At 68.1% G+C, this 12772-nt stretch carries 12 protein-coding genes and 1 tRNA gene; 4 read left to right on the top strand and 9 right to left on the bottom strand.

Annotated elements, in window-relative coordinates; genetic code table 11:
* Positions 1–183 precede the first annotated feature (183 nt).
* Positions 184–576, top strand: coding sequence for an ester cyclase (locus ACLKOY_RS13855; RefSeq protein WP_201470994.1), 393 nt, complete (start codon positions 184–186; stop codon positions 574–576).
* 44 nt (positions 577–620) lie between these two features.
* Positions 621–1307, top strand: a complete 687-nt coding sequence (locus ACLKOY_RS13850) for a hypothetical protein (protein WP_236571317.1) — start codon at positions 621–623, stop codon at positions 1305–1307.
* 106 nt (positions 1308–1413) lie between these two features.
* Here the strand turns inward: ACLKOY_RS13850 and ACLKOY_RS13845 are convergent.
* Positions 1414–1504 (bottom strand) — tRNA-Ser (locus tag ACLKOY_RS13845).
* A gap of 146 nt (positions 1505–1650) precedes the next feature.
* On the opposite strand from ACLKOY_RS13845, the gene ACLKOY_RS13840 reads away from it, so the two are divergent.
* Positions 1651–2427, top strand: a complete 777-nt coding sequence (locus tag ACLKOY_RS13840) for a hypothetical protein (protein ID WP_436454178.1) — start codon at positions 1651–1653, stop codon at positions 2425–2427.
* A gap of 44 nt (positions 2428–2471) precedes the next feature.
* On the opposite strand, the gene cydC is transcribed toward ACLKOY_RS13840, so the two are convergent.
* From cydC to ACLKOY_RS13815, 5 genes are all read right to left on the bottom strand, one after another.
* On the bottom strand, positions 2472–4148 hold the full coding sequence (cydC, locus tag ACLKOY_RS13835; protein ID WP_436454177.1) for a thiol reductant ABC exporter subunit CydC: 1677 nt from the start codon (positions 4146–4148) through the stop codon (positions 2472–2474).
* Complete coding sequence (gene cydD / locus ACLKOY_RS13830) at positions 4145–5812, bottom strand: thiol reductant ABC exporter subunit CydD (RefSeq protein ID WP_436454176.1); 1668 nt, start codon at positions 5810–5812, stop codon at positions 4145–4147. Before cydD ends, cydC begins: the two co-directional genes overlap by 4 nt.
* A gap of 124 nt (positions 5813–5936) precedes the next feature.
* Positions 5937–6959 carry a cytochrome d ubiquinol oxidase subunit II gene (gene cydB, locus ACLKOY_RS13825; RefSeq protein WP_436454175.1) on the bottom strand — a complete coding sequence of 341 codons (1023 nt, stop codon included), beginning with the start codon at positions 6957–6959 and terminating at the stop codon, positions 5937–5939.
* Between the two features lie 14 nt (positions 6960–6973).
* A complete protein-coding gene (locus ACLKOY_RS13820; RefSeq protein ID WP_436454174.1) occupies positions 6974–8389 on the bottom strand; it encodes a cytochrome ubiquinol oxidase subunit I in 1416 nt (471 codons plus the stop codon).
* 125 nt (positions 8390–8514) lie between these two features.
* Positions 8515–9174, bottom strand: coding sequence for a helix-turn-helix transcriptional regulator (locus ACLKOY_RS13815; RefSeq protein WP_140038108.1), 660 nt, complete (start codon positions 9172–9174; stop codon positions 8515–8517).
* Positions 9175–9274: 100 nt separating this feature from the next.
* Between ACLKOY_RS13815 and radA the strand changes: the two genes are divergently transcribed.
* The gene (gene radA, locus ACLKOY_RS13810) at positions 9275–10642 is read left to right on the top strand and encodes a DNA repair protein RadA (RefSeq protein ID WP_436454173.1); all 1368 of its coding nucleotides are present in this window, start codon (positions 9275–9277) and stop codon (positions 10640–10642) included.
* A gap of 252 nt (positions 10643–10894) precedes the next feature.
* Here radA and ACLKOY_RS13805 read toward each other — a convergent pair whose 3' ends face one another.
* The 3 genes from ACLKOY_RS13805 to ACLKOY_RS13795 form a co-directional block, all read right to left on the bottom strand.
* The gene (locus ACLKOY_RS13805) at positions 10895–11305 is read right to left on the bottom strand and encodes a dehydrogenase (protein ID WP_436454172.1); all 411 of its coding nucleotides are present in this window, start codon (positions 11303–11305) and stop codon (positions 10895–10897) included.
* 279 nt (positions 11306–11584) lie between these two features.
* Complete coding sequence (locus ACLKOY_RS13800; protein ID WP_436454171.1) at positions 11585–12244, bottom strand: hypothetical protein; 660 nt, start codon at positions 12242–12244, stop codon at positions 11585–11587.
* Between the two features lie 9 nt (positions 12245–12253).
* Entirely contained in the window at positions 12254–12757 is a 504-nt protein-coding gene (locus ACLKOY_RS13795) for an amino-acid N-acetyltransferase (RefSeq protein ID WP_042539928.1), read from the bottom strand.
* Between the last annotated feature and the right edge of the window lie 15 nt (positions 12758–12772).

Genomic DNA, 12772 nt, shown 5'->3' with positions numbered 1-12772 from the left:
CACTATGGCGTGGCACCACTGTCAAGGCTGTGAAGAGTCGCCGATCGAGAGCCGAGACGATCGGTAAGGAAGTGCGGACTCTGAACGATCCGGAGTACTTCCCCGCGAAGGCACGATGGTTCCTGGCCGCGAACCCGTCGGCAGCAGACAGAGCCCGCACGTCGGGCAGGAAAGGAAGAAGTCATGTCCGATTTCGACATCCGGGAGTTCTACGGCCGATACGTCGACGTGATCAACGCCCATCAGTGGGATCGGATCGGCGAATTCATGGCCGACAAGATCCTCTCTCACGGTCAGACCGTGACTCGCGAGCAGGGCGTCGCCGCGTTCGCGAGCATCACCGATGCGATGCCCGACTATCAGGTCGAGGTGCTGAAGCTCACCATCTCGGGCGACACCGTCGGCAGTCACGCTCTCACCCGCGGTACGCCGGTGAAGGAATGGCTCGGAGTCGCCCCGACAGGCAAGGCGATCGAGATCGATGAGGTGACGGTCTACCGGATCAGCGACGGCAGGTTCACGCAGATGTCCAACGTCTGGGACATCGATGCCCTCCGGGAGCAGCTGGAGAGCTGACTGGACGTTGACCATGTTCCGGGAACACGGTCTTGCATAAGAGCATGTCCGTGTTCGACGAAGACGATGCCGACGCGCTCGGCATGCTCGGCGATGCCGACGACGGCACGATGCCCCGCCGACAGAAGCCCGGAGACGGCCGTCCGCTCGCGCCTTTCCGCTGGTGGCACCTGGTGTCGGGTCGGAAGCTGTTCTCGTTGGCGGTGCCGCGGCCGGGCGCGCCGGACGTGGTCTATGCGGTGGATGTGCGGACCGACGACGACGGCGACCCTCGTGCCCATCTCTACCGCGACGGAGCGCACGCCGTCGTGTCGAAGCTGCCGGCGAGGTTCGCCGTCGAGGGCGGCGTGATCCAGGTAGCGGTGGGCTCCTACGGTCTCCGACGGATGCACTACGTCACGCCCGACCGATCCGAGCGGCGCCTCACCCCGCACCCGAAATCGGCGATCGGTCGCCGCCTGCAACTCGAGCAGGTGCATCCGGTCGCGAGCCGCTGGATCGCGGCCACCGCGATCGTCTTCCTGGTCATCGGCGTCGGGGTGAACGTCCCTCAGCTGGTGCAGGTGATCTCCGAGATCCCACCCATCGCGGAGCGCCTCGGAACCTTCGTCTCGCCCATTCAGCTGCCGCTGTGGCTCAACATCACCCTCGGAGCCGGTGCGGCGCTGGCCAGCATGGAGCGTGGCCTCCGCCTCCGTTACCACTGGGCCCTCGACGGCCTCGGCAATTGAGTGACCGGGGAGAGCCTCTCTGAGAGAGGTCCTCGAACGCTGCACCACGGATGCACCACGCCCCACCCCACACACGAAGAAACCCCCGATTTCTCGGGGGTTTCCATGGCGGTGACGGTGGGATTTGAACCCACGGTAGGGGGTTACCCTACACAACTTTTCGAGAGTTGCACCTTCGGCCGCTCGGACACGTCACCGCGGACTAGCTTACGACAACCCGGGCCACGGCGCGAATCGAGCAGTCAGGTGAGTTCCGACGCGGGCTTTTGTCCGGTACGCTCCCCGTCGGCCCTCAAGCCCCCTGGTTAGGATGGCCTAAGGCAACGGGCACGGAGGGGACGCAATGGGTTTCATCAAATCAGAGGCGCTGGCTGAGACTGGCTATGTCGTGCTCGACGACCATGACCAGGCATCCGACCCCGCCGAGTGGCTCGATCTCGAGTACATCGGGTGGCGCTCGTCGGGAGTCACGCGCTTCGCCCCGCTCGCGAGCTATGCCGGCGCGATCGAGTGCAACGGATTCTGGAACCACACCCCTCCTCGCACCGATAAAGACGGCGTGTGGGTCGAGTCGCAGGTCGCGATCGCCCCGACCCTGCAGCGGCGTGCGCTCGAACCCGGCGCGGGAGTCGGCCGCTGCCGCGTGATCGAGCTGCAGCCCAACGAGTACGCGGATGCCGTCTACAACCTGCACCAGGACGACAACAATCGCCTCAACGAAGAGGGCACCGGTTGGGTCGTGCGCGGCTACTACAACCTCTCGGACGACACCGACTCGCTGCTGCTCCTGCGCTCCGACCGCTTCGACCCCGCGACCGAGATCCGCCTGCCGCTGCGCAAGGGTTCCCGCATCATCGTCGACACCCAGCGCTTCTGGCACGCGGTCTGGCACCGCGGCACCGCCCCGCGCTACGCCCTGATCACGTCATGGACGTCTGGTCCCGAGCTCGATGCCTACATCGAGGCCAACCACGGAGACCCACGCCCCGCTACCGTCGATCTCGACCCGCAGCTCGTCGACGACGCGCAGGTCGAGCTGCACCGCCGCATCGAAGAGCGCCGCCGCGTCTTCGAAGCCCAGGGCATCGTGATGGAGCCGCGCGCCGACCTCAGCGTCTGACCCCGGCCGCTCGCCCCGTTTCGTCTCGTCGCTGCGCTCCTCGCTCAGCGACCGACGGCCGTGCGCCCGTCTTCGAGCCGGACGACCCGATCGACCGTCCCTGCAGGCGGAGCGACGTGCGAGATCAGCAGCACGGACTGCTCCCCCGCCGCCTGCAGCAGGTCACGCAGCAGGGCGTCGGATGCATCGGGGTCGACCCCGGCCGTCGGCTCGTCGAGCACGAGCACCGGGAAGCCCCGCAGCAGAGCACGAGCCAGAGCGATGCGCTGCGCCTGACCTCCCGAGACGAGGCCGCCGCGGTCGCCCACCCGCGCATCGAGTCCCCCGCGCTCGCGGACCCACGAGCCGAGTCCCACTCTGTCGAGCGCGGCGAGCAGCTCGTCGTCCGTCGCCGAGTCGCGGGCGAACAGCAGGTTCTGCCGAATGTCCTCGTCGAACAGCTGCGGGCTCTGCTCGCACAGCCCGATCGTGCGACGAAGAGCAGGGCCTGACAGCGCGGCAGCATCCCTGCCGCCCACGGAATACTCACCCTCGACACGCAGGAATCCGACGAGTGCAGCAGCCAGCGAGCTCTTGCCCGCCCCGCTCGGCCCCGCCATCAGCACGCGCTCCCCCGGTTCCAGGTCGAGGTCGACCCCCCGCAGAGCAGGCGATCCGCCCGGCCACCAGGCGCGCACACCACGCAGTCGCAGCGTCGGCACACCGTCGATCTCGGCATCCTCGCCGTCGTCTGACCGCAGCTCGGCGGGCATCTCGGAGGGCAGCACGTCGACGATCCGCTCGGCGCTCGAGCGCACGCTGCGCCAGGATGCTGCGGCGATGGGCACCGCACCGAAGACCTCGAACACGACCATCGGCACGAGCACGGCGACCGCGAGCCACGGGCCGTCGATCGCCCCTGTCGAGAGACCGGGAGCAGCGACAGCGAGCGCCCACACCGACGCGGCACCCGCGACGGCCGAGACCACTCCGGCGGCGATCGCCTGCGCGAGCGAGGCCCTGCTGACGGCTCGGCGAAGGTCGGCATCCGCCTGTCGCACCCGCTCACGGGCCTGCGCCTCGGCACCGTACGCGAGCAGCACGTCGAGCGCACCGAAGTAGTCGGTGAGCGCCGCCGACAGGTCACCTCGCCGTCGGGAGACGGCGGCCTCTGCCCGGGATCCGAACACCCACCCCAGCCCGATCGCCGCGGCGGCTGCGATCACCAGGCACGCGGCGAGCGTGAGCGCGGCCGGCACAGACACGAACAGCAGGAACACGACCGCGCCGAGCGCCACGAGCCCCGACACCGCGAGCGGCTGCACCACTCGCAGCGGCAGATTCTGCAGATTCTCGACGTCGTCGACCAGAGCCGACAGCACCCGTCCGTGATCGGTGCGACCGAGCCCGGCGGGCGACAGGGGGGTGAGGCGGCGCACCATGTCTGCGCGAGTGGATGCCAGCTGGCGCAGCGCCGCATCATGTCCGCTCAGGCGCTCGAGGTAGCGGGTGACTGCGCGCGACACCGCGAAGAACCGCACACCCACCACCGCGATCGACAGCGGCACGAGCGAGTCGACGATCGAGGCGCTGACGATCAGCCAGCCGCTCACGGCGAGGAGGCTCACGGCGGCGCCCGCCGACAGGAAGCCCCAGATCGCGCCGGGCAGGAAGCGACGCAGCGGCGGCTGCGCGAGACGGAGGATGCCGTGCACCCGCGCCGCGATACCGGGGGCACTCATACGCTCACCCCCAGCTCGACGACGTGGTCGGCGATCGCCCTGGCCGTGCGGCGGTGCGAGACGAGGAGGATGGTGGCACCGGCATCCGCCCGTTGGCGCAGCGACGCCCAGAGCCGCTCTTCGGTGTCGGGGTCGAGTGCGCTAGAGGGCTCATCGAGTGCCAGCACCGCATCCGGGCGCTGCGCCTGCCGATACAGCGCTCGCGCGACGGCGACCCGCTGCGCCTGTCCGCCCGAGAGCCCGCTGCCCTGCACACCCAGCTCGAGCGCCGGGTCGAGGTCGTTCGCGCACGCCTCATCCAGGGCACGGCGGATGCCGTCGGCATCCGGTGCCGGATCCCCCAGCGCCACATTCGCGGCGATCGTGCCGCGACTCAGCTGAGGGCGCTGTCCGCTCCAGGCCAGCCACTCCGACGGCGCGCGACCTCGCACATCGACTCCGCCGACCGCAGCCGAGCCTTCGAACTCGACCGCGCCGCGCAGAGCCGCGAGCAGACTCGACTTGCCTGCGCCGCTCGGTCCCTCGATCACCGTGATGGTTCCCGGCTCGGCTGTGAACGAGACCGGCGGCAGCTCGCGCACACGCAGGTCAGTGACGACCAGGTCTCGCGCGTTGCCCGTGCGCAATTCAGCATGAACGCGGCCGAAACCAGCGCTCAGTTCTTCTTCCGGCACCGAGCCGACGTTTCGTGCTGAGTTGTGAACGCCGGCCTCCCGAGCCCCGGCCGCATCGAGCACCTCGAACACGTCCTCCGTCGCCGCAACCCCCTCAGACGCCGCATGGAACTGCACGCCCACCTGGCGAATCGGCAGGAAGGCCTCGGGCGCGAGCAGCAGCACGAACAGACCGACCTCGAGCGACAGGTCGCCCGAAAGCAGGCGGAATCCGACGGCCACCGCGATCAGCGCCACGGCGATCGAGGCCAGCAGTTCCATCGAGAAGCCCGAGAGAAACGAGAACCGCAGCACCTTCATGGTCTCGCGGCGGTATTCATCGGACGTCTGCTCGATCTGCGCGGCCGCGCGACGCTCTCGTCCGAACAGGCGCAGTGTCGAAAGGCCCTGCACGGTGTCGGCGAAGCGCGCGGCGAGCCGCTGCAGCGTCTGCCACTGCTTGCGCTGCACTGTGCGGGTGGCGATGCCGATGAGGATCAGGAACAGCGGGATCAGCGGCAGCGTGATGATCGCGGTCAGCCCGCTCGGCCAGTCCTGCCACCACATCACTGCGACCAGCACCGGCGTCGCGACGGCGGTGAGCACGAGCTGCGGGATATATCGGGCGAAGTACGCGTCGAGAGCCTCGAGCCCATGCCCCGCCGTCACGGCGAGCCCCGCCTGATTGCGCTGCGCAAGCCAGCCGGGCCCGAGACGCCCGACTGCCGCGATCAGCGCCGCGCGCAGCTGCATCCCGGTCTTCGCCGCAGCGCGGGTTCCAGCGGCGTCAGAGGCAGCGATCAGCACACCGCGCAACGCCGCCAGCCCGAGCAGCCACAGCAGGGATGCCGTGACATCGCGTCCGGCCAGCGCGCCGGTGACGGCATCCGTCAGCATCCACGCGAACGCGATCGTGACCGCCGTCTGCGCGACGCCGATCACGCCCGACAGCAGCAGGAAACCGCGTGCCGCGGCGGCATACCTCAGCAGTCGAGGGTCGACGGGCTTCATGTGTGGGCCCGTTTCGTCTCGGGCACGCTTCGCGCGGCCTCGCTCAACGACCGGTGGGGAGACCGCGCCTCCTCGCTCATTGCGCGAGCGAAGCGAGGCGAAACGTCGTTCGCGAAGACAGCTCTCACGCGTGCGCCGGAGCCCCCTCGATCGAGCTGCGGGTGACGCGCTTTCGGAAGATCCAATAGGTCCACGTCTGGTACGCGAGCACCAGTGGCAGGGCGATCAGGGCGGTCCAGCTCATGATGGTCAGCGTATACGGCGTGCTCGACGCGTTCTCGATCGTGAGGCTGAAGGCCGGGTCGATCGTCGACGGCATCACATAGGGGAACAGCGCCGCGAACAGCATCACGACAGCGGATGCCACGGTGACAGCGCCCGCCGTGAACGCCCGCCCGTCGCGTCCGCGCATCGAGAAGAGCACCGACGCGATCAGTGCGAGCGCCGCGACGAGACCGCATCCGACCACCATCAGCATGAGCGGAGATTCACGGTCCCAGGCGATGCCGATGGTCCAGATCACGGTGCCGGCGGCGGCGAGCACGGTCGGCCCCGCGGCGAGCTTCACCAGGCGACGAGCATCCGAGTGCACCTGCCCGTCGGTCTTGAGCGAGACGAACAGCACACCGTGCAGGAAGAACAGCAGCAGCGTCGTGACGCCGACGAGCAGCGAGTAGGGGTTGAGCAGCGCGAAGAAGCCACCGACGTAGATGTGGCTCTCATTGATCGCCACCCCCTGCACGATGTTGCCGAAGGCGACGCCCCAGAGCAGCGCCGGCACGGCCGAGCCGATCACGATCATCCGGTCGAAGCCGCGCTTCCACGCCGCGCTCTCGCGTTGGTGCCGGTACTCGAACGAGACGCCTCGAAGGATCAGCGCGAGCAGGATCAGCAGCAGCGGCAGATAGAAGCCGCTGAACAGCGTCGCGTACCACTCGGGGAACGACGCGAACAGGCAGGCGCCGGCGACGATGACCCAGGTCTCATTGAGATCCCAGATCGGGCCGATCGTGTTGATCACCTGGCGCCGAGAGACGTCGTTCTTGCCGAGGAACGGCAGCGACATGCCCACGCCGAAGTCGAACCCGTCGAGCACGAAGTAGCCGACGAAGAGGAAGGCGACGATCCAGAACCACATGTATTCCATGACTGATCCCCTTCTCAGTACACGACCGACGGCAGCTGGGCCGTCTCCTCGTGGGGCTGCTCTTCGGTGTCGGGGCCCTTCTGGGCCGCTTTGATGATGAGGCGGATCTCGACCACGGCGAGCGCGGCGTAGATCGCGGTGAAGGCGATCAGCGAGATGAGGACCTCGACGCCGCTGACTCCTGGCGAGACTCCGTCTTGAGTGGTCATCAGGCCGAACACGATCCAGGGCTGCCTGCCCATCTCGGTGAAGACCCAGCCCATGATGTTGGCGACGAGCGCGAGCGGGAACGACCAGATCGCGAGCTTCCACATCCACGGGGCCGGCGGGTTCTTGGCGCCCTTGCGGGTGACCCAGAGCCCGACCACGGCGACGAGGGCCGCGGCCATGCCGAGGCCGATCATCCAGCGGAACGCCCAGTACGTGACCCACAGGATCGGGGCGAACTCGGTGAGGCCGGTGTCGGCGAAGGTCGTGGCGTACTCGGCGTTGAGGTCGTTGATGCCGTGCACGCACGAGTCGAGCGTGTGCGTCGACAGCAGCGAGAGCAGGTACGGCACCCGGATCGAGAACAGCTCGGAGCTGCCGTCCGGGGTTCCGAGGGTGAACAGGCTGAACGATGCGTCGTAGCCGCAGACCGTGTCGAAGGTCGCTTCGGCGGCGGCCATCTTCATGGGCTGTGCGGCGTACATCGCGAGGCCCAGCTGGTCACCCGTGAGCACGACGCCCGCGGTCGAGACGATCATCGCCCACAGGCCGAACTTGAGCGAGATGCGCATGGTGTCGAAGTGCTGTCCGCGGGCGAGGTGCCAGGCCGACACCGAGATCACGACACCGGCGGCGAACATCAGCGCACCGAAGATCGTGTGCGGGAAGGCGGCGAGCGCGACCGGGTTCGTCAGCAGCGCCCAGAAGTCGGTGAGCTCGGCGCGGTTGGTCTCGGGGTTGAAGACGTAGCCGACCGGGTTCTGCATGAACGCGTTGGCGGCGATGATGAAGTACGCCGACAGGATGCTGCCGATCGAGACGCACCAGATGGTGGCGAGGTGCAGCTTCTGCGGGAGCTTGTCCCAGCCGAAGATCCACAGCCCGATGAACGTCGCCTCGAAGAAGAAGGCGAGCAGGCCCTCGAACGCCAGCGGGGCCCCGAACACGTCGCCGACGAAGCGCGAGTAGTCCGACCAGTTCATGCCGAACTGGAACTCCTGCACGATGCCGGTCACGACGCCCATGGCGAAGTTGATCAGGAAGATCTTGCCGAAGAACCGCGTGAGGTGCAGATACTGCACCTTGCCGGTGCGCACCCACGCAGTCTGGAAGATCGCGGCGACGAGCGCCATGCCGATCGTCAGCGGCACGAACAGGTAGTGGTACACGGTCGTCAGACCGAACTGCCATCGAGACAGGACCAGCGGGTCTAGCCATTCCATGAGCCACTCCTTCTTCCGTGCCCTGGTTCTTCCGTGCGCTTGTTCATCTGTGCACCGGGTGCCACGCTAACGACGGGCCTGCCGCCCTCGATGGGCTGCCGACCGTGAATAAGACAGATGCTCGCCTAGGCGGCGGTCATCTCCGTCAGGCGCAGCTGCACGGTGCAATCCGCCGGAAGGGCGGAGGTGCGCACGGCCTCGGCAGCGAGCGGCCCACCGGCTTCGGTGAGCACCCCCTGCATGAGGCCGAGGTGCACGGAGCACAGCATCGGACGGTCTTCGGCGCGACCCGCGGCGTGCGGGCACGGGCTGAGATCGACGGTGAGCTGCTCGTCATCGACGACGGGCTCGAAGCCGCTCTCCTCCAAGTGTTCGATCAGGGCGTCCAGCTGGTAGGTCGCGTCACGGCCCAGAGCGGATGCCGAAGCAGGCAGGACTCGGCGCAGCAGATCGCCGCGGACCGCGGCCGCCTTCGCCTTGTTGCGGGCGATGGGGCTGGAGGCATCCGCTGCGCCCGTCACCGCGCTGTAGAGCGTGCGCGGGCGGCCGCGGGTGGTGCGGTGCTCGCTGGCCTGGATGACGTAGCCGCCCTCGATCAGGCGCTGCAGGTGCTCGCGCACCGTGTTGGGGTGCAGCCCTGTGGCATCGCAGAGCTCGCCGATCGTGAGCTCCGCACGCGTCCGCGCGGTGTCGTCCTGCGCCGAGCCACCTTCGAACAGCGCGTGCAGGATCCGCACTCGCGAGAAGGTCGAGATCGGCCCGCAGACGGGCCCGCCGTTGGCCATGACTCCAGTATTCCGTGGCCGCTGCGCGACATCGAGTGGTTGGGCCGTGAATAATGCCCGAACCGATAGGGATGTCTGATCCCGGCGATAGCCTGGCTGCATGGCCACCCGAAAACCTGCCCCTCCCGCGTACGTCTGCACCGAATGCGGGTGGACGACGGCCAAGTGGGTGGGTCGGTGCGCCGAGTGCCAGCAGTGGGGCACGGTGCAGGAGCAGGGCGCGCAGACCGGCATCCTGAGCCGCATCACTCCCCTCGCGCCGACGGCGGCGAAGGCCGCTCGACCGATCACGCAGATCACCACCGAAGACGCTCCTCGCCGCACGAGCGGCGTGGGCGAGTTCGACCGCGTGCTCGGCGGCGGCATCGTGCCCGGTGCGGCGATCCTGCTCAGCGGCGAACCGGGCGTGGGCAAGTCGACTCTGCTGCTCGAGGTCGCAGCTCAGGCGGCTCGTTCGGGGCGTCGCGTGCTGTACGCCAGCGCCGAGGAGTCGCCCGCCCAGGTGCGGCTTCGTGCAGAGCGCACCGGAGCCCTGCACGACGAGCTCTACCTGGCGAGCGAGACCGATCTCGCCACGATCCTCGGCCACATCGACGAGGTCGCACCGCAGCTCGTCATCGTCGACTCGGTGCAGACGGTGTCGTCATCGCTCATCGACGGCGCGGCGGGTCAGCCGAGTCAGGTGCGCGAGGTGGCGGCGACCCTCATCCGGGTGGCGAAGGACCGCGGGCTGCCGGTCATCCTCGTCGGCCACGTCACGAAAGACGGCACCGTCGCCGGGCCTCGCGTGCTCGAGCACCTGGTCGATGTCGTCTGCCACTTCGAAGGTGACCGCCAGACCTCGTTGCGCTTCATCCGCGCGCTGAAGAACCGATTCGGGCCCACCGATGAGGTCGGTTGCTTCGAGATGACGGGTGCGGGCATCTCCGAGGTCCCCGACCCTTCGGGCCTCTTCCTGTCGCAGGGCGCGACCGAGCCGGGCACGTGCGTCGCCATCTCGCTCGAGGGCCGCAGGGCACTGCCTGTCGAAGTGCAGGCGCTCACGATCAACACCACTGCGCCGAATCCCCGTCGTGTCGTGCACGGCCTCGATTCCTCGCGCGTGGCGATGGTGCTGGCGATCCTCGAGCGACGAGCGCACATCAAGACCAGCAACCTCGACGTCTACGTGTCGACCGTCGGCGGTGTGCGCTTCACCGAACCGGCCGCCGACCTGGCGATCGCGATCGCCGCGGCGGGGTCGATCCAGCAGATCTCGGTGCCTCGAACCGTCGCCGCGGTCGGAGAGCTCAGCCTGGCTGGCGAGATCCGCCCCGTCACGCAGTCGGCGCAGCGCCGCTCCGAGGCCGCGCGGCTCGGCTACGACCAGGTGGTCGACGACCGCTCGAAAACTCTGCGCGCGGCGCTGAACGACGTGCGCGCCCGCAACACCACCCGCCGCAGCGAAGCAGACATCCCGCCGTTCTGAGCCGGCGAGGGCTCGACGCGCACCCCAGACGGGCCACTTCCGTGCCCCACGCCCCGTGCGCTAAGCGGGGTCACTTTCGCATCCGAATCACCAAGCGGGGTCACTTTCGCATCCGAATCGGGCAATGGGGATGCCGAAGTGACCCCGCACGGGCCGCAGATGCGAAAGTGACCCCGCACGGGTCGTGGCGCCCTGTACCGGTCGCACGGGCAAGCGAGCCCGCCACCACGCGGTCACCCAGAAGGGGCGGGCTCAGGCGTCGAGCGCCTTGAGCAGCTCCTCGGGTGACGCCTGCATCGGATGCGGACCTGCGATATCCAGGAAGACGGTCGTGATCGGGTGCGCGCCGAGGAACTTCCGCAACCAGTCGGATGTGTAGATCCCGACCCCCGGAGGCAGGTTCGCCGGCTTGTTCTTGGCATCGCTGAACAGCAGCAGCGCCAGATCGCCAGACTTCGGGTCGCGGTAGGTCCACACCTCTCCGCTGTCGAGCGGATTGTCGCGAGCACCGGGCTTCACGAGCGGCACGACCGTGGTGCCATGGCGCAGTGCCAGAGCCACCGCAGCGATGTCCTGCTTCTCCAGCGCCTGAGCGAGGGCGTCCGACCGGAAATCCTCGGGTGCGGGTTTGCTCTTCGCAGATTTCGACTTCTTCGCTGCCATGCATCCAGCATATTCAGCGGATGCCGACGCGTGCGCCCAAACGAGAGTCGACAGAGAAAGGGGCCCTCTCGAGTCATCCATTGGGGACTGGGGTACTCGAGAGGGCCCTCGGACCCTCGGGCGGCATGTCGAAGCGCTGGGGACGCTGTGCTCGACGCCACTGGGGATGGCATGCGCCGCAAGTCTGCGAGGGTCCCTCCAATGGTATCCCAAAGAAAGAGCAGTGTCACCCGAAACTGAGTGCAGGACTGTATTCGAGACGTTTGGCCAGTTTCGGCGTCAATAGAGCAGGATCTGCTTCGTCGTCGTGCCCTTGAAGCCGCCGATTTCGACAGCGACGTGGTACGACGCCCCGCCTCCGGGCGCGCGGGGACGATTCTCGTCGGCGCAGGTCTCGACATTCGACCGGGTGCGATCCCAGGTGACCGGCACCTTGCTCGTCACGGTCGCGCCTGCCGTGAGGGTGGCGACCATGCTGCTCGGGTTCTCCTGGCAGTCGGTCGACGTCCACCAGACGTCGGATCCGCTCGACACCGTGAGTCTCTGGGTCGTCGATCCGACGTCGATCGCGCAGTCGGTGGAACCACGGTTCGTCAGCGAGATCGACAGCTGCGGCAGCACGCCCGGGTCGTAGGTGTCGGCATCCGTGACCGCAGCCACCTCGACGTCCCCGGCCTCGCACGCGACGATTCCCGGGGTCTCCTCCGCCGACGACTCAGGCGAGGGCGACTCGGCTGCGGGCGATTCAGCCGCGGTGGAATCAGGCGTCGGCGAGTCGGACGCCGACGCGCTGGGCGACGGCGTCGCCTCGGACGCACTCGCCCACGGACGCGCCAGCAGCAGCCACACAGCGACGCCGACGACCGCGACCAACAGGATCGCCGCCACGAGGGTCACCAATCTCCGGCGGCGATACACGGCGGCGGAGTGACGAGGCATTAGTTCAGGTTAGTTGAGGCTTTTCAGCATCCTGGTGTTGCCGAGCGTGTTCGGCTTGACGTGCGCGAGATCGAGGAACTCCTCGACACCCGCGTCGCCGCTGCGCAGCAGCTGCGAGTACACGTCGGGGTCGACGACCTGTTCGCCGATGATCGAATAGCCGCGCCGGCCGAAGAAGTCGACTTCGAAGGTCAGGCAGAACAGTCGGCTGAGACCGAGCTCCCGCGCCTGCTCCTCGAGCGCGCCGACGATCGCGCCGCCGACTCCGTGGTGCAGCCAGTCCCCACGCACCATGAGGGTGCGCACCTCGCCGAGGTCCTCCCAGAACACGTGCAGCGCACCGCATCCGATCAGCTCGCCGTCGGCCTCGGCGACGACGAACTCCTGCACCGCCCCGTAGAGCACGGCGAGGTCTTTGCCGAGCAGGATTCGCTGCTCGACCATCGGCTGCAGAAGGTTCCGGATGCCGATGATGTCGGCGCTGCGTGCCGGCCGGACGATGTACTCGCTCACACGTCAAGCCTAGAA

The organism is Microbacterium sp. K2, from assembly GCF_051365005.1.
GTDB lineage: Bacteria > Actinomycetota > Actinomycetes > Actinomycetales > Microbacteriaceae > Microbacterium > Microbacterium foliorum_B.
This window is presented reverse-complemented; position numbering and strand designations above follow the sequence as displayed.